The sequence below is a fragment of the Lachnoclostridium sp. An181 genome (assembly GCF_002160325.1).
GTDB lineage: Bacteria > Bacillota > Clostridia > Lachnospirales > Lachnospiraceae > An181.
The window spans coordinates 143,577-168,507 of record NZ_NFKJ01000003.1; the positions used below are offsets into that span (position 1 = coordinate 143,577).

Here is a 24,931-nt window from a genome sequence, read left to right on the forward strand (position 1 = left end):
AAGTATCCAGAGGACTTTTATTCTATAGGGAGGCAAGAGGACTTTCCTATAGAATGAACAAAAGCTCTATGAAGATCATTCATCTTCATAGAGCTTTTGTTCTGAAAACCATTGTCTACAAAAGAATATATTTCAAAATAAACAGTACTGCCAGCACATACATCAGGGCGCTGACTTTCCTGCCTTTTTTCACCCCTGTAAAAATGTGGATCGCCACATAGGAGATGACCCCCATAGCAATTCCTTCAGAAATACTGTAGAAAAACGGCATAGCCGCTATGCAGATATAGCAAGGAATCGCCTCTGCATAATCGTTAAAATCAATGTTCACCACATTTGTCAGCATATAGAATCCTACAACGATCAGTGCAGGCGCAGTCGCAAAGGACGGGATCGCCAAAAAAATCGGCGAAAGAAAAAGTGCAAGACCAAATAAAACCGCTGTGGTGACAGCCGTAAGTCCGGTTCTGCCCCCTTCTGCCACACCGGATGCACTCTCCACAAATGTAGTTGTCGTGGATGTTCCAAGAACTGCTCCTGCAGTTGTCGCAACCGCATCAGCCAAAAGTGCACCTCTGACTCTTGGAAGTTTCCCGCCTTTGTCAAGCATTCCTGCCTTTGAGGACACTCCGATGAGCGTTCCTATTGTATCGAACAGATCCACAAAAAGGAATGCAAACACTACCACTGCAAACTCCAGGGACGCCACGCCGGAAAAGTCGAGTTTTCCAAATACCGGCATAATGCTTGGAATGGCAAGTCCATTGCTAAAATCCGGGAGCAGGCTGCCAAACCCAATCTCTGCATTTGGTACATAAAGGCCTGTGAACTGACATATAATTCCAAGGATCCAGGTGATCAAGATTCCCCACAGAATATTTCCCTTGATATTTTTCACTACCATGATCGCTGTGATGATGACTCCCACGATCGCCAGGAGCACCGTAATTCCCACATCATTCATCGTTGCCTGCACACCATTGAATTCATTGTATCCTTCCAGACTGAAAAGCCCGAGCAAAGTAGAGCTTCCAATTACAATATGTGCATTCTGAAGACCCACGAATGCAATAAAAAGACCGATTCCCACACTTACTGCTGCCTTTAAATTGTGGGGAATCGCATTGAAGATCGCTTCCCGCACATTTGTCAAGGAAAGGATGATAAACACGATACCTTCTACAAATACAGCAGTCAGCGCAACCTGCCAGGAATACCCCATCTTCATGACTACTGTATATGCAAAATATGCATTCAATCCCATTCCCGGCGCAAGCGCAAACGGGTAGTTGGCAAAAACCGCCATCAAAAGTGTCCCAAGAAATCCTGCGAGCGCTGTGGCAGTAAAGACTGCACCTTTATCCATCCCTGTGGCGGACAGAATACTGGGATTGACCGCAAGGATATATGCCATGGTCATAAATGTAGTGATTCCCGCAATGATCTCTGTGCGTACATCTGTCTTGTTCTCTTTCAGTTTAAATAGTTTTTCTAACATTTGTGCCTCCTCTTCTTCTCTTTTCTTCCTACAAGTCTTATTTTAGCAAACCCTCTCCTTTTCGTAAACAAAAAGGAGACTTGACTGGGGCAGATTTTTTTCTGAAAATTCAGTAATTACAAACATGTCAATCAGATTTACGTTGACTTTTCAGTCATAACATGTTATTGTTAGTATGTATCTATTGGCAGCCGTTTTATCCAAATAGAACGGCTGTTTTTTTTATTTTATTTTTTATTTTTAACGGAGGTATCATTATGAACAGAGGTACAGTAAAATGGTTCAATAACCAGAAAGGTTATGGATTCATCTCTGACGAAACCGGAAACGATGTATTTGTACACTACTCAAGTCTGAATATGGAAGGTTTTAAGACTCTGGAGGAAGGTCAGGCAGTTGAGTTCGAAATCTCAGAGGGTACAAAGGGACCTCAGGCAACAAATGTTGTAACACTTTAATCCGATTTTTCATATGACTTTTTAGCAAATTTTTGAATAGAAAAGACATACTGGAATCAAAGAAGGGATGCTGTATTTCTACAACATCCCCTTTTGCTGCCTGTTACACTTCATTCACTACACGAATTCCAGCATCCTTTAAAATTTTAGCAGCTTTCTCATAATCATCGGTATTAAAGACCATGACCGGAGCCTGCCCCACACGGATGACAAAAGAATAAATGTAATGCACATCAATTCCTCCTTTGGCCAGAATGGAGAGCATTTGATTTAAATGCCCTTCCCGGTCCTCAAGCTCTACACCCAATACTTCGCTTACTCTTACCACAAACCCCTGGCTTGTCAGATAATCTTTTGCCACCTCCGGCTTATCCACCACCAGTCTCATAATGGCAAACTCCGGTGTATCAAAAGATGCAACGGCGCGGATATTCACATGCGCCTTCGTGAGTGCGCTTGTCACGTCCATAAGGCTTCCTGTTCTGTTTTCCACGAATACGGATAACTGTTTGATCATAATCTCCTCCTATAACTGGTATCCTGTTTCAAAGGCTTTTTTATTGATGTCGATCGTCTTTGGCGGCACTGTCTTTTCGATCACTGCATACCATGTCTCTTTGTCAAAATCCATATGCTGCGCTGCGATTCCAAGGACGATCATGTTGAACACCCTGGAATTTCCAAGTTTTTTTGCTTCTTCAGTTGCATTTACCGTATAAACTTTGTAATTTTCTCTCAGAGTATCCAAAATATTTTCCGGATATTTTGCCGCACCGATCACCACAGGCATCGGGTCGATTCTCCAGTCATTGACGATCAGTGCGCCGTTCTTTTTCAGATAATGCGCATACCGAAGAGCCTCCAGTCTTTCAAAGGCAATGATGACATCAGCCCATCCTTCTTCCACGATCGGCTCTGCAACTTTATCCCCATAGCGTACAAACGTCACAACACTTCCTCCTCTTTGCGCCATGCCGTGCACTTCCGAAAGTTTTACATCGTATCCACCTTCCAGAGCAAGCCCTCCCAGAATTCGACTTGTCAAAAGGGTCCCCTGTCCGCCAACGCCGACGATCATTATATTTTTTGTCATTATCTGTCACCTGCCTTTACCAATTCAATCGCATTAAATTTACACAAGGATTCACACAGCCCGCAACCTGTACACATGGTATCGTCAATGCGGATCGTTCCGTCCTCATTTTTCGTCATGGCCGGACATCCTGGTTTCATACACATACCGCATTTCTTACATTTGTCCTCATGGGCAATATACACTGGTTTTTTGGACTTATCCAAAAGCACGCAAGGAGATTTTGTGATGATGACAGAGACTTCATCTTTTGCCGTCTCCTCTTTGATCACCTTCTCCAGGCGCTCAATGTCAAATGCATTGACCTCCACCACATTTTTTACACCAATGGCACGGCATAGATTTGGAATGTCGATCGCATTGGTATCCTCTCCCTGCAGTGTCTTTCCTGTTGCTGCGTGGTCCTGATGTCCGGTCATGGCTGTTGTAGAGTTATCCAGGATCATCACGGTTCCTGTTGCATGGTTGTACACCATGTTCATCAGAGAGTTGATCCCTGTGTGCAGAAATGTGGAATCACCGATCACAGCGACCCAGTTTTTGATATAATCTTTTCCCTTTGCTTTCTCCATGCCGTGAAGACTGGAAATACTGGAGCCCATACAGATACAGCTGTCCACAACACTAAGAGGTGCAACTGCTCCCAATGTATAGCATCCGATATCCCCTGCTGCATGGAATTTCAGTTTGTTGAGCACATGATACACACTTCTGTGCGGACATCCAGGGCAAAGGATCGGAGGTCTGCCTGGCACTTGTGCAGGTGCATTGCAGGCGACATCCTCTCCAAGAATTGCCTTTCTGATCATATTGGCGCTGTATTCGCCCTGAATCGTGAAAATTTCCTTGCCCACTGCCATGATTCCCCAGGATTTCACCTGTTCTTCAATGACTGGTTCCAGCTCTTCCACAATATAAAGTTTCTCTACTTTTGATGCAAAATCTTTGATCAGTTCTTTTGGCAGAGGGTTGACCATGCCAAGTTTTAACACGGACGCATCCGGAAGTGCCTCCTTTACATATTCATATGGGATTCCGCTTGTGATCACACCGATTTTGGTGTCATTCATCTCCACCTTGTTGATGGAAAGCGTATTTGCTGCTTCTGAGAGCTCATTGTTTCTCTTTTCGATCTCAATATGACGAAGTTTCGCATAGCCCGGCATCATCACATTTTTTGCAATGTTCTTTTCATACAACTTATCCGGTACCTGCTCTCTCTCATTCAATTCTACAAGGCCCTGAGAATGCGCAAGTCTCGTGGTTGTGCGCAAGATAAACGGACGATCAAATTTTTCGCTCAACTCAAATGCTGTTTTCATGAACTCTTTTGCCTCCGCGCTGTCGGAAGGCTCCAGCACCGGAACACCTGCTGCTCTTGCGATCATCCTTGTATCCTGCTCATTCTGAGAACTGTAAAGACCAGGATCATCTGCAACGACAAGCACAAGTCCGCCGTTTACCCCCATGTAGGAAACCGTGTACAAAGGGTCTGACGCCACATTCAATCCCACATGTTTCATACAGGCCATGGCGCGAACGCCCGAAATACTCGCGCCGATGGCTGCCTCCACCGCCACTTTCTCGTTCGGAGCCCATTCACAGTACAGATCCTCTTTGTACTGCACCAGATTTTCGCTGATTTCTGTACTTGGCGTCCCCGGATATGCAGAAGATACTTTCACCCCTGCCTCATAAGCGCCGCGGGCAATCGCGGCATTTCCCAACATTATCATTTTCTCTGCCATTTTATAGACCATCCTTTCGTAAATCTGTAACTCTTTTTGCTTTTCCCTCAAACCTCTGCAGTGAATTTGGCGCCACCAGTTTGATCTGTGTTGCCAGACCAAGCTGGGATTTCAAGCCCGCTTTGATCCTCTGCTCTAATTCACTCAATTTTGTATAGCTGTCCAAAAGTCTGTCATCGATCAATTCGACTGTAATGGTCATCACATCCAGACGGTTTTTACGCTCAACAAGTATTTCATAGTGCGGACCGATTTCCGGAATCTTAAGGAGCACTTCCTCAATCTGTGTAGGAAATACATTGACTCCGCGGATCACAAGCATATCATCCGCGCGTCCGGATAAGTTTTCCATACGGCATGTAGTCCGCCCGCAGCTGCAAGGCTCGTACATCAGTCTTGTCAAATCTCCGGTACGGTAACGGATCAGCGGGATTGCCTCTTTCCCAAGACATGTGATGACAAGCTCTCCTTTTTCTCCCGGAGGGAGCACTTCCTCGGTCTTGGGATCAATGATCTCCGGTATAAACCAGTCCTCATTGATGTGCATTCCGTTAAGTGCACTGCATTCCCCGGCCACACCAGGACCGCAAAGCTCACTCATTCCATAATTCTGCGTACAGAAAAATTCATCGCCCCACACTTTATGCATCTCATCCCTCATCGGCTCCGTCATCCCTTCTCCGCCAAAAAGGCCGATGCGCACGTTTAAATCTTTTTGTGGATCCATGCCTCTTCTTCTGATCTCTTCTCCCAAATGCAGTGCATAGGAAGGAGTCGCCACAAGAAGAGTCACTCCCATATCTTTTAAAAACATGATCTGCTTGTTTGTATTTCCGGATGACATCGGTATCACGCTGGCTCCGATCGTCTCCAGGCCGCCGTGCAGTCCCAAAGCCCCGGTAAACGTACCGTACCCAAAAGCAATCTGCGCGATATCCGAAGAGCTGGCTCCTCCCATGCAGGTGACCCTTGCCACATTATTCAGCCACACATCCAGATCATGTCTTGTGTATCCCACCACTGTAGGTTTTCCTGTGGTGCCGGAACTTGCATGAAATCTGACCAGGTCTTTTACTTCCACTGCGAACAGGCCTGTCGGGTAATTGTCCCGGAAATCAGACTTATATGTAAATGGTAATTTTTTCAAATCTTCCAGCTTTTGGATGTCTTGCGGCTTTACATTCGCTGCATCCATCTTTGCACGATAAGGCGCAACTTTTTCATAAATATACGGAACCGTCTCCTTCAGTTTTTTTAACTGAATTTTTTCCAGCTCTTCTCGCGGCAATGTCTCTTCTTTTGCCCAAATCATAATTGCATCCTCCTTGATAGTTCATACTCTAACTATCATATCACAATACTTTTGTAAATTAAAGCGTTGATTTGAAAAATTCAAGGTTTAAAAGTCAAAAAGGGAAAGCTGGTTGGAATCCGGTAAATCTCCGAACATTCCAAGATCAGCCATCAAGTCAATGACTGTCTTACTCACCTTTGTCCGCTGCCTGAAGTCATCCTTTGACAGATACGGTCCATCCATGGATGCGTACTCCACTGCCTCAGCGGCCTTGTCCCCCATTCCTTCGATGCTGGACAAAGGCGGCATCAATTTTCCGTCTATGATCTGGAATTTTGTCGCTTTTGCCCGGTAGATGTCCATTGGAAGAAATTCAAATCCCCTGGCATACATTTCCTGGACAATGCGCATATCTTTGAGTGTGGCCTGCTCTTTCTGGGACAGGGAGTCAGAACGCCTTTTATAATCTTTTATATAATACTCCAGCTGCTCCCTCCCCTGACACATCAGCTCATAGGAAAATGCAGTGGCGCGGATACTGAAATACGCTGCATAGTAGGCAAGCGGATAATTTACCTTACAGTACGCAATCCGATACGCCATCATGACGTAAGCGGCGGCATGGGCCTTTGGAAACATGTACTTGATCTTTTTGCAAGACCAGATATACCAGTCCGGAACACCTGCTTCTTTCATGGCCTGCTCCCACTCGGGTTTGAGCCCTTTTCCTTTTCGTACACTCTCCATAATGGTGAAGGACAACTCACTCTCCATCCCCATATTAATAAGATACGTCATAATATCATCCCTTGTACAGATTGCAGTGGAAATCGTCGCCTTGCCGGTCTCGATCAGAGTCTGTGCATTTCCAAGCCATACATCCGTACCATGAGACAGCCCGGAGATCCGGATCAGATCGGACAATGTCTTTGGTTTTGTGTCGACCACCATCTGGATGACGAAATCCGTTCCAAACTCCGGGATTCCAAGGCATCCTACCGGGCACCCGTCCAGATCTTCCGGCGTAATCCCAAGAGCGCTTGTGTCAGCAAACAGGGACATCACTTGTTTGTCGTCCAGACGGATTTTTTTCGCATCGAACGGCTTTCCTGTCAACTGCTCCACCAGCTCTTCGAGCATCTTGATGATGGTCGGATCGTCGTGTCCGAGTATGTCAAGTTTCAAAAGGTTGTGATCGATCGAATGGTAATCAAAATGTGTCGTGATAATGTCCGTGTGCATATCATTCGCCGGGTGCTGCACCGGGGTAAAGGAGTTGATGTCCTCCCCGATCGGAAGTACGATGATTCCTCCCGGGTGCTGTCCTGTACTTCTTCGTATTCCGGTACATCCCTGTACGATCCGGTCAATCTCACAATTCCTTTTTCGGTTGTTTCTCTCCTCAAAATAATTTTTTACATATCCAAAAGCAGTCTTGTCCGCCAAAGTTCCGATGGTTCCTGCCCTGTACGTCTGCCCGTCTCCGAAGATAACTTCCGTGTACTTGTGGGCATTGCTCTGGTAGTCCCCGGAAAAGTTCAGGTCAATATCCGGCTCTTTGTTTCCCTTAAACCCAAGAAATGTCTCAAAAGGAATATCAAACCCATCTTTTACGAGCATCTCGCCGCACACCGGGCAGGTTTTATCCGGCATATCCCATCCACATCCCCCGGCAAATTTTTTCACTTCTTCAGAGTCAAAATCACTGTAATGGCAATGCTTACAGTAATAATGCGGGCTTAAAGGGTTGACTTCCGTGATCCCGGCCATTGTGGCAACAAAGGAAGATCCGACAGACCCCCTGGAACCGACCAGGTATCCATCGTCATTGGACTTCCATACCAGTTTCTGGGCAATGATGTACATGACGGCAAATCCATTGGAGATAATGGAATTCAACTCCCTCTCCAGCCTTTCCGTCACAACCTTTGGCAGCTCTTCCCCGTACATGCTGTGGGCCTTATCGTAACATATCTTTCTAAGCGTCTGATCAGAGTCCGGGATAACCGGCGGACACTTATCCGGCCTCACAGGAGAAATTTTCTCCACCATATCTGCAATCCTGGATGGATTCTCTATGACGATCTCATGAGCCTTCGCTGCTCCAAGATAAGAGAACTCCTCCAACATCTCCTCCGTGGTGCGCAGGTACAAAGGAGGCTGTGAATCTGCATCTCCAAATCCTTTTCCCGCCATGATGATCCTTCTGTACACCTCATCGTCCGGATCAAGAAAATGCACATCGCAGGTGGCCACCACAGGCTTTTTGAACTCTTCCCCAAGCTTTACGATCCTGCGGTTGATATCCTTTAAATCCTCAATGGACTGTACGGCGCTGACCCTGTCGCTCTCGATCATAAAGGCATTGTTTCCATTTGGCTGAATCTCCAGATAATCGTAAAAATCCACGATCTTTGCAATTGTCTCCGGCGGCCGGTTGTTGAGCACTGCCTGGTAAAGTTCCCCTGCCTCGCAGGCGCTGCCCACAATGAGCCCCCTTCTGTATTTATTCAGCTCACTTTTAGGAATTCTCGGTCTCCTCCCAAAATATTTCAGATGAGACATGGAGACAAGCCGATAGAGATTGATACGCCCCTCGTCATTGCAGGCAAGAATGATCACATGGTATGTCGGAAGTTTCCGAATTGCATTTGGATTTAAGTTTCCAAACTGATTGACACCCTTTAACGTAGTGATCCCCCGTTCCTTTAACATCTCCACAAATTTTACAAAAATCTCCGCTGTCGCCCCCGCATCATCCACAGCCCTGTGATGGCTTTCCAGAGAAATATTCAATGCCTTTGCCACCACATCCAGCTTGTACTTGGAAAGTGTGGGCATCAAAACCCTTGCAAGTGCCACTGTATCCACAGACACAAAATCCGGGATAATGTCCTGATATCTGCAGTTCTGCTCAATAAAACCAACATCAAATCCTGCATTGTGCGCAACAAGAACTGCTCCATCCACAAATTCCAGAAACTTTGGCAAAACCTCCTCAATCCGCGGCGCATCCATGACCATACCGTCCGTGATGCTTGTCAGCTGAGTGATCTTAAACGGGATCGGAACCCCCGGATTCACGAACGTACTGAATTTATCCACGATCTTCCCATTCTCCACCCGGACTGCTCCGATCTCAATGATCTTGTCCTTGATGGAACTGAACCCTGTTGTCTCAATATCAAAGACAACATATGCATCGTCCAGACTTTCCTCTTTTGCGCCCACGGCAATCTCCGTCAAGTCGTCCACCAGATACCCTTCAACCCCATAGATGATCTTAAACGGGTCATCCTTGTCCAGTGTCTCAATATAATGATTTGCATCTGTAAACGCCTGCACCACTCCGTGGTCTGTGATTGCGATCGCTTTGTGCCCCCAGTCATGAGCCCGTTTTACAATGGCTTTTGCATCTGAGACACCGTCCATATCACTCATCTTCGTATGGCAGTGCAGTTCCACCCTCTTCTCCGGGTACGTATCCTTCCTCACCACGCGGAAATCCATAGCCTTCTTGATTCCATGCACAGAGCCAATGGTCAGCTCACTGTCAAATCGGTCGATGGCTGTCACTCCTTTGATCTTCAGGAATGCACCTTTTTTCACTTCTCCTAAAATTTGGGGCAGCTGCTCGTTTTTCACAAACATCTTTACCATAATAGAATCCGTAAAATCTGTCACAGCGAACATGACGATCGTTTTTTCATTGCGGATCTCTCTTGTGTCAAAACTGATGACCTGCCCGCGGATAACGATCTCACCCATCTCACCTGTAACTTCCCTAAGTTCGATCGGTTCCTCATCGAAATTACGCCCATAGATCAGATTCGGGTCATCATCCCGTTTCAAAGGAATGAATTCCCGTTTCTTAAAGCTCTTTTGGAAGGTCTTTTCTGTTTTCTTATTCTCCTGTTTTTCCCCTGCAGTTTTTTCCTCAGCCTTTTTCTCCTGATGCGCTTTTTTTAGCACGGCATTTTTCTCCATGATCGCCTCCACTTCCTGCAAAAGCTGCATCTCATTGAGCTTTTTATGTTTGCTCTCTTTTGCAGGACGGTAGGAAATCTCAATTGCAATCGGAATCTGGAAACGTTCTTCGTACACTTCTTTTAGAAGCATCCTGATGGAATCTTCCTTTCCCTGGGCAACGATATTGTCTTCCATCTCCAGTTTCAGCTTATTTCCCTCCTCAAAAATACAGGACGCATTCTGAAACATGTTGTACTCAATGGCGCTCTTTTGACGCAGTTCAAAAAGAATGCTCTCTTTGTATGCCTCCATCAGATTTTTCGGCGTATACTGACCCGAGAGCTGATATCTTTCCACTATATGTATCCAGATAGGGGTTCGTCCAAAAAGCTGCTCCCGTATCATCTCTTCCATCTTCACGATCTGACGTTTCTGGATCAGGTGAGTGCTGAAAATATGAATCTTCAGGTAACTTCTCTCCTTGTTTGTCGTCACCTTTGGCACTTCCACATTCTCAAATAATTCCCGCAGCGTGCCTTCAGCCTTCAGCGTGGGAAACACATCAAAAAACATCTTTGTCACTGTCTTTACTCGTTCCAATGTTCCAGCTCCTCTTGTAGTACGGACAACAGTTCCTCTTCTTTTACTTTCTTCACGATCTGTCCTTTCTTGATGAGAAGGCCTTCGCCGATCCCGCCGGCAATTCCGATATCTGCTTCTTTAGCCTCTCCTGGTCCATTGACCACGCATCCCATAACTGCCACTTTAATATCAAGCGGATAATCCTCCACCATTGTCTCCACCTTGTTTGCAAGCCCGATCAGATCGATCTTCGTCCTTCCACATGTCGGACAGGAGACAACTTCAATTCCTCCCTTTCGAAGTCCCAGTGTGCGAAGGATCAGTTTTGCAGTCTTAACTTCCTCCTCCGGGGCTCCGGTCAGGGACACCCGTATTGTGTCACCGATTCCCTGGTAGAGGATAATGCCAAGCCCCACGGAGGACTTCACATTTCCGGACAACAGGGTACCTGACTCCGTAATGCCTACATGCAGCGGGTACGGACACACTTTTGCAATCAGTTCATGCGCCTTTACACACATCAGCACGTCGGAAGACTTGATACTTACGACAAGATTGTCATAGCCGAATTTTTCGATCATTCTGACTTTTTCAAGGGCACTCTCAACAATCCCTTCCGCCGTCACACCGTCATACTTTTCCACCAGCTCTTTTTCCAGGGAACCACTGTTGACTCCGACGCGAATTGGAATCCCAAGTTCTTTTGCCTTGTCCACCACAGCTTTTAAACGTTCCTCGTTTCCGATATTGCCAGGGTTGATCCTTATTTTGTCAGCCCCGTTTTCCATGGCAGCAATGGCGAGACGGTAATCAAAATGAATATCTGCCACAAGCGGAATATGGATTCTCTTTTTAATCTCTCCAAGTGCCGCTGCCGCCTCCATTGTCGGCACTGCACAGCGCACGATCTCGCAGCCCGCACTCTCAAGTCTTAAAATCTGACTGACTGTCGCGTCCACATCCTCTGTTTTTGTGTTTGTCATGGACTGTATCGCCACAGGGTTTCCCCCTCCGATTTTTACATTTCCAATCCGAACAACCTTTGTATCCTTTCTCTGAAACATGTTTTCCTTCCTTTCTTATTCAGCGAAAAAATCCCTCTACGGCAACCGCCGCAAGGGATTTTTTTGTCTATTTTCTTGTAAATACGAGTTCTTCCCCATATTCCCGTTCTGTCAAAGTCAGCTCTCCGTTTTCAATATTGTAGTTAAACGTAGTCAAAAGCGGGCTTACCGCTGCCTCAAGATTCTCAGCGGAAAGTTGTCCGTTGGAATCTTCTGCCACCTTTTCAAGTTCTTCTGTGTCCACCTGCATGGTGATGATCTTTTCCTCTTTGTCCAGTGTATAATTCAAACGAATCTTTACGTTTGTCTCTTCCAGAAGACTTTTGCATGTCACCAGGGCGGTTCCGTCGTTGATCTCCAGTTTCATGTTCATGTCCTCATTTTCCCATGTACCTTCCACCGGATCCCCTGTGAACATTCTTGTGAGGAAGAAAACAGCGATGACAATGATCAAAATCGTTGTGATTCCGATCACCAGACGCCAGATGTGATTCCTTTTTGTTTCATCATTTTTTGCTATCATCATCTATACTACCCTCTCGTTCGTGATTTTACTTCAATTATACGGAAGTCACTGAAAGCTGTCAACGGGTAAGTATTCGTCCAAGAGCATCAAACAGTTTCTCCATCTCCTCTTTCGTGCCAATGGATACGCGCAGATACCGGCCAGTCCTCTCCCCACCGAAATAGCGTACGTACACATCGCATTCCTTGAGTTTTTCAAAAATTTCTTTTGCCTCATGATCCGGATGTGTCACAAAAAGGAAATTTGCTTTGGAGTCCGGAAAGGAAAATCCTAACCTTAAAAATTCTCCTTTTGCCCACTCTCTTGTCTTTATGATCTCCTCTGTCGTTTTTTCAAAATATGAACGGTCCCTGACACTTTCCACCCCTGCAAGAAGGGCTGCGCGACTCATGGTGTAGGAATTAAACGAATACTTCACGTCATTTAAATACCGGATCAGCCTTTCGTTCCCAATCGCATAACCAATGCGCATTCCTGCCATGGAGCGTGCTTTGGAAAACGTCTGCACTACAAGAAGATTGTCGTACTTCTCTAAAAGCAAAACAGCGGAAGGCCCTGCGAAATCAATGTACGCCTCGTCCACGATCACAATGACATCCTCATTGTGCTTTAGGATATCTTCCACAAAATCCAGGTTCTCATAGATTCCTGTCGGTGCATTCGGATTTGGAAAAATGATTCCCCCGTTTTCCTTGTAATAGTCCTGTCTTTGAATTCGAAAATCTTTGTCCAGTTTCGGGCATTCATATGGAATTCCAAAAAGCTCTGCCCACACCTTATAGAAAGAATATGTAAGATCCGGGAACAAAATCGGTTTTCCAGAATTAAAAAATGTAAGGAAACTCATGGCAAGCACATCGTCAGATCCAACGCCCACAAATACTTGTTCTTTTTTCACACCATAAAATTTTGCCATCTCACATACAAGTGATTCACTTGTCGGATCAGGATATTTTCTTAACTCGTCCGTATCCATGCTGTTCAATGCTTTTGCCACACCGGGAGCCGGCGGATATGGATTCTCATTTGTGTTCAATTTGATAACCTTTTTCTGCGGCTGTTCCCCGGGCACATATGGCTCTACTTTTCTGATATTTTCTTCCCATTTCTTCATAATTAAAAGTATTCCTTTGCAAGTTCTTTGAATTTTGGCAGTGAATTTACGATCGTCTCATAGGAAACGCAGTATGCCAGCCTAACATAGCCAGGACACGCAAAAGAACTTCCAGGGACAAGAAGGATATTGTATTTCTTTGCAGCCTGGCAAAATTCTTTTTCATCTGCAACCGGAGATTTGACAAACAAATAGAAGGCACCTTCCGGCTTGATGCAGGAGAATCCACACGCTTTCAATCCTTCATACAGAGTCTCCCTGTTTCTGTCATAGTAGGAAACGTCAGTCTTTGCATTCAGGCATTTTGCGATCACCTTCTGCTGAAGTGTCGGGGCATTCACGAATCCGAGGATCCTGTTTGCCACGCTGGCAGCAGAAATGACTTCCTCACTGTCCGCCACTTCATTTGGAATGACAAGATAGCCGATGCGCTCTCCGGGCAGGGACAATGATTTGCTGTAAGAATATCCTACAATGGTATTTGCATAGTACTTTGTCAGGTACGGAACTTCCACTCCGTCATAGACAAGCTCTCTGTACGGTTCATCAGAAATAAGATAAATATCCGTGCCAAACTCTTTTTGTTTTTCTTCCAGGATCGCCGCCATCTTTTTGATCGTTTCCTCGGAATACACGACACCGGTCGGGTTATTCGGCGTATTTACGATAACTGCTTTTGTCTTTTTCGTAATCTTTTCCCTAAATTCATCCAGTTTTGGCTGAAAGGTTTCTGTATTTGGAGATACTTCCACCAATACCCCATCAAAATTTGACACATAACTTCTGTATTCTCCAAAATAAGGAGCAAAGACAACGACCTCATCCCCAGGGTTGATGATCGTCTTCAAAATCACGTTCAGTCCGCCTGCTGCTCCCACCGTCATCACGATATTCTCTGATGTGAAGGAGGTCTGAAATCTTTCATTCAAAGATTTGGCCACAGCCTTGCGCACTTCCTCATACCCTGCATTGCTGTTTGTGTATCCATGCACAATGAGAGGCTCCTCATCGTTTAAGATTTCCAAAAACGCATCTTTAACTTCCTTTGGCGCCGGAACATTCGGGTTTCCAAGGCTGAAATCAAATACGTTTTCTTTTCCATAGATGGATGCCAGCCTGTTCCCCTCCTCAAACATTGCCCGGATGGCAGAACTGTTTGCTACAAGATTTTTCATTTTTTCTGCTATCATTGTCCTCTTCTCCTTTTCCTTTATTTATTTTCACTTTTTATTGATGCAATTCCCTTTTCAACAAGAAAAACCGGACGGTAGGAAAGTTTGGCTTTTCTAAGCCCTTCTGCCCCTGTATCCTCTTCCCTGTTGACATACTGATAGTCCATGCACTCGTGCTGTACAAACTGCTGATTGATCATCGGATAAGCGCCCTCTACATCAGCAAATGCCTTCTCGATATGCACGACAAACGTATCCGAACAAATCGGCTCTCCCATGGTAAATGCCACAATCTCTCCGTTTACTCTCAAAATACCTCCCACAGCGCCAAGCTCTTTGAACAGACGCAATGAGTTGAGCGTCACACACATCTCAGAATTCTTCTCCTCATCCTCCTCGCAGCCGTTTTGGTTCCTCCACTTGAGCGCCATCTGAAAACATTCTTCCAGATTCTCCTCCCGTATCGGCTCATAGGACCAGTTTGCATATTTTGCCTTGAATTTATTGATGTGATTGCGTTTCCCGTGAAGTTTTTTGCCTGACAGAGTTGCCAGTTTTTCTGTCTCATACACATAGTCCGCAATATCCCTGTTGCACTCCACTGTGAACATACCCGGATAAAGCTCTTCCAGCTCCTCCATCTGCTCTTTCGTCATATTGTGCAGCTGAAACGGCACTCCCTTTTCCCTGCTGTATGCCATCAGTACTTCCAGTGCTTTTTTCACATCTTCCTTTTTCCCCGCCGGGTACGCAAACGTAAATCCATCGTCTGTCTTTGTCTGAAATACCAGAGTATCCTCCACGATCGCAAACCCCACTCCATAAAATCTTGCCCAGAGAAATACATTGATAAATGTCCTTTCACAACTCCTGGACGGGTAAGTTTTAAAATAACGTTCTATAAGCTCCTTGTCCTCCAATGCAGGTCTTTTAAATTGTAATTCCATATCAACTCTTCCTTTTTCACGTTAATGTTTTAAAACTAGACAATAGTATATCACATTTTCTTTTTTGCTTGCTACCTCATTTGTCCAATTTTTCATAATTTTACCGTTTTTCTTTTTTTTCATCCGTGATTTTGTTACATTCCACTTAAATGCCACCGGGTACTTCCCCCTGAATATATCATAAAACGTGCGCCCTTAGGACGCACGTTTCAAATAAAATTCTCTCTAATTTTCCTGGAGATTGCTAAGTTTAGCTGCCTGGTCTGCGGCAATAAGGCTGTCTATGATCTCATCAAGATCACCATTTAAAATGGAATCCAGCTTGTGCAGCGTCAGCTTAATGCGATGGTCTGTCACGCGTCCCTGCGGGAAGTTGTAAGTACGTATCTTCTCGGAACGGTCTCCTGTTCCGACCTGACTTCTTCTCGCCTCAGCCTCCGCATCGTGCTGTTTTTCCATCTCCAGTTCATACAGCCTTGCGCGTAAAACTTTCAGCGCTTTGTCTTTGTTTTTCAACTGTGATTTTTCATCCTGGCAGGAGATGACGATTCCTGTCGGAATGTGTGTCAGACGCACCGCGGAATCCGTAGTGTTGACACACTGGCCACCATTTCCGGATGCACGGAAAACGTCAAATTTACAGTCGTTCATATCCAGCTCCACGTCAACTTCCTCAGCCTCCGGCATGATCGCCACGGTAATTGTGGAAGTATGGATACGTCCTCCGGACTCTGTCTCCGGCACACGCTGTACGCGGTGTACACCGCTTTCATATTTCAGCCTTGAGTATGCACCCTGCCCGCTGATCATGAAAACAGCCTCCTTGAATCCTCCAATGCCGTTTTCATTTACAGAGATCATCTCTGTTCTCCATCTTCTGCTCTCCGCGTAGTGCTGATACATGCGGTAAATCTCCGCAGCAAAAAGCGCTGCTTCATCCCCGCCCGCGCCTGCGCGGATCTCCACGATAACATTCTTCTCATCGTTCGGGTCTTTTGGAAGGAGAAGGATCTTCAGCTCATGCTCAAGTTCCTCTACTCTTTTTCTGGACTCTGCAAGCTCCTCCTTTGCAAGCTCTCTCATCTCTTCATCGCTCTCTTCCTCGAGCATTGCAAGGCTGTCCTCAATATTCTGTTTGCAGCTTTTATATTCTTTATAAGTCTCCACGATCGGTGAAAGATCATTCTGCTCCTTCATCAATTTCCGGAAACGGTCCTGGTCATTGGCTACGTCCGGCTCCTGCAGCTCACTCATGATTTCTTCAAAGCGAATGAGCAAATCTTCCAATCTATCAAACATGTTCATTCTCCTCCTATTTCTCCTGATTATTGTACATGCCGTACAGGACGCGGTCAAGTCCTGCCAAGTCTTTTTTCACGCACACATCCTCAAACCCGCTCTCCCTCATCATGCGGGCCACATCCTCTGCCTGGTGGCAGCCAATCTCAAAAACCAGATATCCTCCTGTATGCAGATGATTTCCTGCCTCCCTGACTATCTTCCTATAGAAATAAAGGCCGTCTTCCATCCCGTCCAGGGCAATCCGCGGGTCATATATGCGCACTTCTTCCTCCAGGTCCTCAATCTCTCCGCTTTTAATATACGGAGGATTGGATGTAATCAAATCGTACTTTTTCTCAATGTTTTTAAATAGATCCGACAAGACCAAATGGACTTTTCCTCCATATCTTGCCGCATTTTCCTCAGCCACTTTCAATGCTTTTTGGGAAATATCCGCGCCGTCACACCTGGAGAGCACGGCGTAATGCGCCAGACTGACAGGGATACATCCACTGCCCGTACACATGTCAAGACAGGAGAGCTCTTTCTTTTCTTTGGCAAGGAGTTTCAGAAGTCCGAGCGCTGTCTCCACAAGGATCTCTGTATCCTGCCTTGGAATGAGAACATCTCCGTTGACATAAAAGTCAAGCCCCATAAACTCCTGTGAATTCGTCAAATGCTGCAGCGGCACCCTCTCTGCCCGTTTCGCCAAAAGCTTATGATAGTACCTTGCTCCATCCTCATCCACTTCTTTGCCTCTGTCCGCATAGTAGGCTGCCCTTGTGATGCCTGTGGCAAACTCTAAAAGTAACCAGGCATCCACGTCAAAGTCAGGAACCTTTGCATCCAATAGTCTTTGTTTCCCGTATTCGTACAGTTCCGCAAATGTCATGCAGCCACCTCTTTGAACGTCTCTTTTTGATATTCTTTCCAGTCAAATACAGCTTCTACTGCAAGAATAGCCACTTCGATCATGTCATCCTCCGGCTCTTTGGTGGTCAGTTTCTGCAGCATCAGCCCAGGTTTGCTCACCGCGCACACAATCCCGCTCTCACTGTTTCCCGCCAGACGGATGATCTCGTAGGAAATCCCCGCGATCACAGGTATCAGTGCCAGACGGACGGCCAGATTGAGCGCCATGGAGTCGAACTGGACAAAAAAATGCAGAATAATACTCACGAGAATGACAAACAGAAGAAAACTCGTTCCACACCGTTTGTGCAGCCTGGAGCTTTTCCTGACATTCTCCACATTTAGTTCAAACCCATTTTCAATACAGTTGATGCACTTGTGCTCTGCTCCGTGGTACATGAACACTCTTTTGATATCTTTCATCCTGGAAATAAGTACCATATATCCAAGGAAAATCGCGATCTTGATCATGCCCTCGCACACTGCAAATACGCTCTGTGACGCGCCGGCGCGCTTTAACAGGGATGACAGAAGATACGGGAGAACCATAAAAATTGCAATGGCAAGCACAATGGACAGGGCAATGGTTCCACCCATCATCCATTTTTCCGCCCGCTCCTTTTTCTCTTCCTCTTTTTTTGTCAGGCCCGCCTCCATCTCGTCTTCCTCCTCAAAAAAACTTGCAGAGAAAGCAAGGGTCTTCATCCCGAGGACGAGGGAATCGACAAATGCAAATACACCGCGGACAAACGGAATCTTCAGGAGCATTTTATGCCTTCCGACAACGCTTCGGTATTCCTTTTTGTCCACCTCCACATTCCCGTCCGGTTTTCTCACCGCCACCGCGTATTCGTCCTTGTTTTTCATCATGATTCCCTCGAGGACTGCCTGCCCTCCGATATTTGATGATTTCATGAATAAAACTCCTTATGACGCAAAGCAGGATTGCCTGTTCGGCAATCCTGACATTCCAACTTTGATTATTTAATTCCGTATTTTTTATTGAACTTGTCTACACGTCCGCGTGCCTGAGCAGCTTTCTGCTGTCCTGTGTAGAATGGATGACACTTGGAGCAGATTTCCACATGGATATCTTCTTTTGTAGAACCTGTCACAAATGTGTTTCCACAGTTGCAAGTCACAGTTGCCTGATGGTAATCTGGATGTATTCCTTTTTTCATGATTTTCACCTCGTCATTCTATATTATCTTTCACGCAAAACAACCGCCTGCGCAAGGTTCCTTGCAGCCAAGGGGCTGCCTGCTTTTCATTATCTCTTAAACAGCGTTGTTATTGTACCATATCTGTTTTTGGATTGCAAGTTATTTATTTTTGTTTTTAAAGAATTTTTGTCTTCTTGATCATCTGGACAAATTCCTGGTTGTCCTTTGTCCTCTCGAAAAGATTGAGGATATTGTCCACTGCCTCATCCGTTTTCATACCATTCAAAGCCTTCCGCATGATATAGACAGCTTCCTGCTCTTCCTTGTCCAAAAGAAGGTCCTCTCTTCTTGTCCCTGATTTTGGAATATCCAGTGCCGGGAAGATTCTCTTTTCTGATAATTTTCTGTCAAGCACAAGCTCCATATTTCCGGTCCCTTTGAACTCCTCGTAGATGACATCATCCATCTTGCTGCCCGTGTCCACCAGCGCACTGGCAAGGATAGTGAGACTTCCGCCCTCTCTCATATTTCTCGCAGCTCCGAAGAACCGTTTTGGCATGTGCAGCGCTGCCGGGTCAAGTCCTCCGGAAAGTGTCCGACCGCTCGGCGGCACGGTCAGATTATATGCCCTGGCAAGTCTTGTGATACTGTCCAAAAGGATCATGACATCTTTCTTGTGTTCCACAAGACGCTTCGCCCTCTCGATCACCATCTCTGACACACGCTTGTGGTGTTCCGGCAGTTCATCAAAGGTCGAGTAGATCACCTCCACATTTTTCCCCTCGATCGTCTCCTTGATATCTGTCACCTCTTCCGGCCTCTCATCAATGAGCAGAATGAGAAGGTGCACTTCCGGATTGTTTTTCTGCACAGACAATGCAATCTCCTTTAATAATGTAGTTTTTCCTGCCTTCGGAGGAGATACGATCATTCCCCTCTGGCCCTTTCCGATCGGTGAGATCAAGTCCACCACCCGCATGGCTGTGGACCCTCGCCTTTTGTTTTCCAGGCGCAGCCTTTCGTTCGGAAAGATCGGAGTCATATCCTCAAAGTTCTGTCTTTTTGCAGCCTCCGCAGGATGGATTCCGTTGATCTTTGTCACATACAAAAGCGCACCGAATTTCTCAGACTGGGTCTTGATCCTCGTGTTTCCGCTCACAATGTCCCCTGTCTTTAAGTTGAATCTGCGTATCTGCGACGGGGATACATAGACATCGTTCTCACCCGGGAGATAATTCTCACACCGGATAAATCCATATCCGTCCGGCAGAACCTCCAGTATTCCATTGGCAGTCTGTCCACTGTCCAGCTGCTCTATATCCATGCTGCCTCCCTTTTCATGCTTTACCTCTTCTTTTACTTCTCTGGCAGAATCTTTCTCATCTTCTTTCAGCATCAGTTCCACCAAATCTGATTTTTTCATTGCAGAAATGCCTTTCAGTCCTCGCGCCTTTGCCACATCTCTTAAAGCTGACAAAGACAGAGACTCGTACTTCTCTCTCATAGATTCAATCCTTTCTTGCTTCCTATCCTCTTTATGTTCTCTCTGTAATTCATTGGGGATTTTATAAAAATGAAATGCTTTTCGTGAATTTACTTTGCATTATACACCATAACCCCACAAAGTGAAAGCCTTTTTTCTTTACCGCTTTTCCCGGAAAACATTTGGTTGCTTTGGAATTCTTTCAATGCTATGATGTTATATAGATTTTGACAGAATAAAATGAAAAGGTGTGAAAGAACATGACGATAAGTGAAAAAGCATTAAAGATGCATGAAGAATGGAATGGAAAACTGGAGACAACCGCAAAAGCGCATGTCAAATCCCGCGAGGATCTGTCCATCGCGTATACCCCGGGTGTCGCAGAGCCATGCAAAGTCATTGCAAAAGATAAAGAAGAAGCCTACCGCTATACGATCAAATCAAACACCGTGGCTGTAGTCTCGGACGGAAGCGCTGTCCTTGGCCTTGGCAACATCGGTCCTTACGCAGCTATGCCTGTTATGGAAGGAAAAGCCGTACTCTTCAAGGAATTCGGCGGCGTCAACGCCTTCCCTGTCTGCCTTGACACCCAGGATACAGAGGAGATCATCCGCACGGTCGTAAACATTGCCCCTGCTTTTGGCGGCATCAACCTGGAAGACATCTCCGCTCCGCGCTGTTTTGAGATCGAGGAGCGTTTAAAAGAACTTTTGGACATTCCTGTTTTCCACGATGACCAGCACGGGACAGCTATCGTTGTGCTCGCGGGCATCATCAATGCCCTGAAAGTAACAGGCAAGAAAAAAGAGGACTGCAAGGTTGTCGTAAACGGAGCCGGCTCCGCAGGGGTTGCCATCACAAAACTTCTCCTCACCTACGGATTTGCTCATATTACTATGTGTGACATCAACGGAATCATCTCCAAAGATTCCCCAAATCTAAATTGGATGCAGGAGAAAATGGCCAAATTGACAAACCTGGAGAATAAAACAGGGACTCTTGCCGATGCTTTGAAAGGAGCAGATATCTTTATCGGAGTCTCCGCTCCTGGTATTGTCACAAAAGAAATGGTGGAATCCATGAACAAAGACTCCATCCTGTTCGCCATGGCAAACCCTGTGCCGGAGATCATGCCGGATCTTGCAAAAGAAGCCGGAGCTAAAGTAGTGGGAACCGGCCGTTCTGACTTTCCGAATCAGGTAAACAATGTCGTTGCCTTCCCTGGAATCTTCCGGGGAGCTTTGGAAGGACGTGCTGTACAAATCACAGAAGAAATGAAACTTGCGGCCGCGCACGCCATCGCCGGCCTTGTAAGTGAAGAAGAACTCAGTGAGACTAACATTCTCCCTGAGGCCTTTGACCCTCGTGTCGCTGATGTGGTCAGCGCAGCAGTTAAGGAGCACATCAAACAATGACAAAGCGCTGGGGCGACAAAAGATATTACTCTTTAGACTATTATGTGAAGAAACACTGCGGTGAAAAACTTTATAAAATCGCACTAAACGGTGGTATGAGCTGTCCAAACCGCGATGGCCTACTGGGTGATCGCGGCTGTATTTTCTGCAGCGCGGGAGGCTCCGGTGATTTTGCTTCCTCCCCAGCCCTCTCCGTCCACGAACAGATCGTGGAGGGGAAAAAGCTGGTGGCCAGAAAATACACAGGTGGTTCCTACATCGCCTATTTCCAGGCATATACAAACACCTACGCTCCTGTCACCTACCTTCGCCCTCTTTTTATGGCAGCCATAAAGGAGCCGGACATAAAAATCCTATCCATCGCTACAAGGCCGGACTGTCTTGGAGAGGAGGTGCTCTCTCTGCTTAGTGAATTAAACAAAATCAAACCCGTCTGGGTGGAACTTGGCCTTCAAACCATTCACGAGGGCACTGCAAACTTTATCCGCAGAGGATATCCACTCGCTGTCTTTGATCGGGCTGTGGATGCACTGCATAAAGCGGACATTGACATCATCGTCCACACCATCCTCTCGCTCCCGCACGAGACAAGAGAGGATATGCAAAAAACAATCACTTATCTGAACACCAAGCCTATTCAGGGCATTAAATTACAGCTTTTGCATGTACTAAAAGGCACGGATCTGGAAATACATTACAGGAACGGAGATTTCACTCTTCCCACAATGGACGAATACTTTTCCATCCTGTCCGGATGCCTGACTCATTTAAGAGAAGATATTGTGGTCCACAGGCTGACCGGGGATGCTCCAAAACATCTGCTCGTTGCTCCTTTGTGGACCGCGGACAAACGACAGGTACTGAATAAAATGAACCACTATTTGAAAGAACACGACATATGGCAGGGAAAAGAATGGTTTCCCAGCTGAGAAAGGATTCGTTTTTATGGCTGATACGTTTACCCTCTACAAATTAATTATTTTATATATGCTAAAACGTGTGGATTTCCCACTCACAAACGGTCAGATCTCGGAATTTATTTTGGACAAGGGGTACACGACCTACTTCAAACTCCAGCAAGCGATCTCCGAGATGGTGGAAACAGGACTTCTCCGCGAAGAGCAGGCTCACAACCGCACACTCTATCATCTGACCGAAGAAGGGGAACAGACCATTGACTTTTTTCATACAAAGATTTCCCCTGCCATCCAGCACGACATTGACCTGTTTTTAAAGGAGCGCAGATATGACTTAAAAGATGAAGTGTCCGTAAAATCCGATTATTTTCAAAACGAACACAATGAATTCTGCGTCAGATGCCAGGTCATTGAAAATCAGATTCCCCTTATTGATCTGACTCTCACCGTTCCGACGGAAAATGAAGCAGAGACCATCGCCACAAACTGGAGCCAGCACAATCAGGAAATCTATGCGCTGATCATGGAAAAACTTTTATAAGCAAAATCAAACCTTAAACATGGGTATTTGGAACGTATGCATTTCCAAATACCTATTTTTTATTTCCATACTTGACATTTCTTCTTTTTGGGTGTATTGTATTAAGCAAGTAATACAATAATACATTAACACAAATTCAGAGGAGGGTATGATATGTCATCTGTATTAACTGCCAACAAGGTTACCAAAACCTTTAAACAGAAAAAAGCTCTGGACGAGGTCAGCATGGACATTAAAAAAGGCGATATCTATGGACTGATCGGCAAGAATGGCGCGGGCAAGACAACACTCATCCGCATCATCTGCGGCCTGGCTGCCCCGACAGGCGGAGACATTAAACTTTTTGACTCATCCGATCTGGTGAGCGCCAGAAAAGAGATCGGTACAGTAATTGAATCGCCTGCTTTTTATCCAAACATGACTGCCAAACAAAATCTCATGGCACAGTGCAAACTTATGGGAGTCAAAAATACAAAATGTATCCCAAAGATCCTTCATATGGTCGGACTGGAAGGAACTGACAAGAAAAAAGCAAAGAATTTTTCCCTTGGTATGAAACAACGTCTGGCCATTGCCCTCTCCCTCGTGGGAGAACCAAAGTTCCTTGTGCTTGATGAGCCTACCAACGGACTTGACCCGGAAGGCATCAAGGAAATCCGGGAGCTGATTTTAACGCTGAACGAAAAATACGAGATCACCGTGCTGATTTCCAGCCATATTTTGAGCGAACTTTCCAAAATCGCAACCCGTTATGGTATTCTCCACCAAGGAAAACTTCTGGAAGAATTCACAGAGGAGGATCTGTGGAAAAAATGCAGTGAAAACCAAAATGGGGAGCTGGATCTGGAATCTTATTTCTTACAGGTGATTGGAGGGAACAGACAATGAAACAATTATTGAGAAGTGATCTTTATAAATTGAACAAAGCACGCTACTTTTGGATCTGCCTTGTCATCAATATCGTGCTGGCAGTCCTTTCCGTATTCATCATTGATTTTTCTTATAGGGTTGCGGGCGATGCCATGGCAACCAGCCTGGAGGCCCAGGACCAGGCAATGCAGGAAAACGGCGTCAATATATCTACAGACGGACTTGCAAGAAGTTACAAAGACTTGAGCGCATCCAGCCAGATGCTCGCTCTTTCCTTTGGCAGCAGTCTTTTGCTGATCGGAATCGTCATCTCCCTTTTTGCGGGCGGAGAATTCAACCACGGGACGATCAAAAACATTGCCTCAAGAAATTACAGCAGAGCAAAGATTTATCTGTCTAAACTTTTGATCAGCATCCTGGCAGCCATCGTATTTACTCTGCTCTACATGGCAGCCACGACGATCACAGCCACTGTCCTGTGGGGCTTTGGAAGTACAGGTTCTGGGTTCTGGACGCATGTGATGCAAGTGACAGCCATTGAACTTTTGCTTGCCGGCGCATTTGCATCCGTCTTCTACATGATCGCCATGCTCATCCGCCAAAGCGGAGCTGCCATTGCCGTCAATCTTTGTTTTCTGGAGTTTTTCTCCATGATCTTCATGCTCCTGGAAATGCTTTACAAAAAGATTAGCGGGGACACAATCGTACTTTCCAAGTATCTTTTGGACACTAACATCACAGAAGTGGCCACAAAAGAACTGACCTCTTCCCTTGCGACACGCAGCATTGTCACTGCGCTTGTCTACCTTGCCGTGACCATCTGCATCGGAATGGTGGTATTTTCCAAAAAAGACATCAAATAGCAGATAAGGAGGTGGAAATCC

22 protein-coding genes are annotated in these 24,931 nt (G+C 45.8%); 6 read left to right on the forward strand and 16 right to left on the reverse strand.

Going from position 1 to position 24,931, the window contains the following annotated elements; genetic code table 11:
- Positions 1–115 precede the first annotated feature (115 nt).
- Complete coding sequence (locus B5F18_RS03180; RefSeq protein ID WP_087156211.1) at positions 116–1,498, reverse strand: NCS2 family permease; 1,383 nt, start codon at positions 1,496–1,498, stop codon at positions 116–118.
- A gap of 257 nt (positions 1,499–1,755) precedes the next feature.
- Between B5F18_RS03180 and B5F18_RS03185 the strand changes: the two genes are divergently transcribed.
- Positions 1,756–1,956 carry a cold-shock protein gene (locus B5F18_RS03185; protein ID WP_087156212.1) on the forward strand — a complete coding sequence of 67 codons (201 nt, stop codon included), beginning with the start codon at positions 1,756–1,758 and terminating at the stop codon, positions 1,954–1,956.
- Positions 1,957–2,059: 103 nt separating this feature from the next.
- On the opposite strand, the gene B5F18_RS03190 is transcribed toward B5F18_RS03185, so the two are convergent.
- The 15 genes from B5F18_RS03190 to rho all read right to left on the reverse strand — a co-directional run bounded on the left by B5F18_RS03190 (position 2,060) and on the right by rho (position 20,325).
- Positions 2,060–2,473: an ACT domain-containing protein gene (locus B5F18_RS03190; RefSeq protein ID WP_087156213.1), complete on the reverse strand. Its 414-nt coding sequence runs from the start codon at positions 2,471–2,473 to the stop codon at positions 2,060–2,062.
- 9 nt (positions 2,474–2,482) lie between these two features.
- A complete protein-coding gene (locus B5F18_RS03195; protein ID WP_087156214.1) occupies positions 2,483–3,052 on the reverse strand; it encodes an indolepyruvate oxidoreductase subunit beta in 570 nt (189 codons plus the stop codon).
- Complete coding sequence (iorA, locus tag B5F18_RS03200; RefSeq protein ID WP_087156215.1) at positions 3,049–4,797, reverse strand: indolepyruvate ferredoxin oxidoreductase subunit alpha; 1,749 nt, start codon at positions 4,795–4,797, stop codon at positions 3,049–3,051. The genes B5F18_RS03195 and iorA overlap by 4 nt, the downstream gene beginning before the upstream one ends.
- A gap of 1 nt (position 4,798) precedes the next feature.
- Positions 4,799–6,109, reverse strand: a complete 1,311-nt coding sequence (locus B5F18_RS03205) for a phenylacetate--CoA ligase family protein (RefSeq protein WP_087156216.1) — start codon at positions 6,107–6,109, stop codon at positions 4,799–4,801.
- 87 nt (positions 6,110–6,196) lie between these two features.
- Positions 6,197–10,642 (reverse strand): PolC-type DNA polymerase III, encoded by a 4,446-nt coding sequence (locus B5F18_RS03210; RefSeq protein WP_087156310.1) that lies wholly within the window; start codon positions 10,640–10,642, stop codon positions 6,197–6,199.
- A 5-nt stretch (positions 10,643–10,647) separates the two neighbouring features.
- Positions 10,648–11,706 (reverse strand): flavodoxin-dependent (E)-4-hydroxy-3-methylbut-2-enyl-diphosphate synthase, encoded by a 1,059-nt coding sequence (gene ispG, locus B5F18_RS03215; RefSeq protein ID WP_087156217.1) that lies wholly within the window; start codon positions 11,704–11,706, stop codon positions 10,648–10,650.
- Between the two features lie 67 nt (positions 11,707–11,773).
- The gene (locus B5F18_RS03220) at positions 11,774–12,232 is read right to left on the reverse strand and encodes a hypothetical protein (protein ID WP_087156218.1); all 459 of its coding nucleotides are present in this window, start codon (positions 12,230–12,232) and stop codon (positions 11,774–11,776) included.
- Between the two features lie 58 nt (positions 12,233–12,290).
- Positions 12,291–13,346 (reverse strand): histidinol-phosphate transaminase, encoded by a 1,056-nt coding sequence (hisC, locus tag B5F18_RS03225; RefSeq protein WP_087156219.1) that lies wholly within the window; start codon positions 13,344–13,346, stop codon positions 12,291–12,293.
- Positions 13,347–13,348: 2 nt separating this feature from the next.
- The gene (locus B5F18_RS03230) at positions 13,349–14,536 is read right to left on the reverse strand and encodes a pyridoxal phosphate-dependent aminotransferase (RefSeq protein WP_087156220.1); all 1,188 of its coding nucleotides are present in this window, start codon (positions 14,534–14,536) and stop codon (positions 13,349–13,351) included.
- 20 nt (positions 14,537–14,556) lie between these two features.
- Positions 14,557–15,465, reverse strand: coding sequence for a DUF2156 domain-containing protein (locus B5F18_RS03235; RefSeq protein ID WP_087156221.1), 909 nt, complete (start codon positions 15,463–15,465; stop codon positions 14,557–14,559).
- Between the two features lie 225 nt (positions 15,466–15,690).
- Complete coding sequence (gene prfA, locus B5F18_RS03240; protein ID WP_087156222.1) at positions 15,691–16,764, reverse strand: peptide chain release factor 1; 1,074 nt, start codon at positions 16,762–16,764, stop codon at positions 15,691–15,693.
- A gap of 13 nt (positions 16,765–16,777) precedes the next feature.
- Positions 16,778–17,638 (reverse strand): peptide chain release factor N(5)-glutamine methyltransferase, encoded by an 861-nt coding sequence (gene prmC, locus B5F18_RS03245; RefSeq protein ID WP_087156223.1) that lies wholly within the window; start codon positions 17,636–17,638, stop codon positions 16,778–16,780.
- Entirely contained in the window at positions 17,635–18,573 is a 939-nt protein-coding gene (locus tag B5F18_RS03250; protein WP_087156224.1) for a DUF1385 domain-containing protein, read from the reverse strand. Before B5F18_RS03250 ends, prmC begins: the two co-directional genes overlap by 4 nt.
- Positions 18,574–18,638: 65 nt before the next feature.
- Positions 18,639–18,839 carry a 50S ribosomal protein L31 gene (rpmE, locus tag B5F18_RS03255; RefSeq protein ID WP_087156225.1) on the reverse strand — a complete coding sequence of 67 codons (201 nt, stop codon included), beginning with the start codon at positions 18,837–18,839 and terminating at the stop codon, positions 18,639–18,641.
- A 157-nt stretch (positions 18,840–18,996) separates the two neighbouring features.
- Positions 18,997–20,325, reverse strand: a complete 1,329-nt coding sequence (gene rho, locus B5F18_RS03260) for a transcription termination factor Rho (RefSeq protein ID WP_087156226.1) — start codon at positions 20,323–20,325, stop codon at positions 18,997–18,999.
- A gap of 239 nt (positions 20,326–20,564) precedes the next feature.
- Between rho and B5F18_RS03265 the strand changes: the two genes are divergently transcribed.
- The 5 genes from B5F18_RS03265 to B5F18_RS03285 all read left to right on the forward strand — a co-directional run bounded on the left by B5F18_RS03265 (position 20,565) and on the right by B5F18_RS03285 (position 24,910).
- A complete protein-coding gene (locus B5F18_RS03265; RefSeq protein ID WP_087156227.1) occupies positions 20,565–21,719 on the forward strand; it encodes an NAD(P)-dependent malic enzyme in 1,155 nt (384 codons plus the stop codon).
- On the forward strand, positions 21,716–22,648 hold the full coding sequence (locus tag B5F18_RS03270) for a TIGR01212 family radical SAM protein (protein ID WP_087156228.1): 933 nt from the start codon (positions 21,716–21,718) through the stop codon (positions 22,646–22,648). Before B5F18_RS03265 ends, B5F18_RS03270 begins: the two co-directional genes overlap by 4 nt.
- Positions 22,649–22,664: 16 nt before the next feature.
- On the forward strand, positions 22,665–23,177 hold the full coding sequence (locus B5F18_RS03275; RefSeq protein WP_087156229.1) for a DUF4364 family protein: 513 nt from the start codon (positions 22,665–22,667) through the stop codon (positions 23,175–23,177).
- Positions 23,178–23,330: 153 nt separating this feature from the next.
- The gene (locus B5F18_RS03280) at positions 23,331–24,065 is read left to right on the forward strand and encodes an ABC transporter ATP-binding protein (protein WP_087156230.1); all 735 of its coding nucleotides are present in this window, start codon (positions 23,331–23,333) and stop codon (positions 24,063–24,065) included.
- Positions 24,062–24,910 (forward strand): ABC transporter permease subunit, encoded by an 849-nt coding sequence (locus tag B5F18_RS03285; protein ID WP_087156231.1) that lies wholly within the window; start codon positions 24,062–24,064, stop codon positions 24,908–24,910. The genes B5F18_RS03280 and B5F18_RS03285 overlap by 4 nt, the downstream gene beginning before the upstream one ends.
- Positions 24,911–24,931 lie beyond the last annotated feature (21 nt).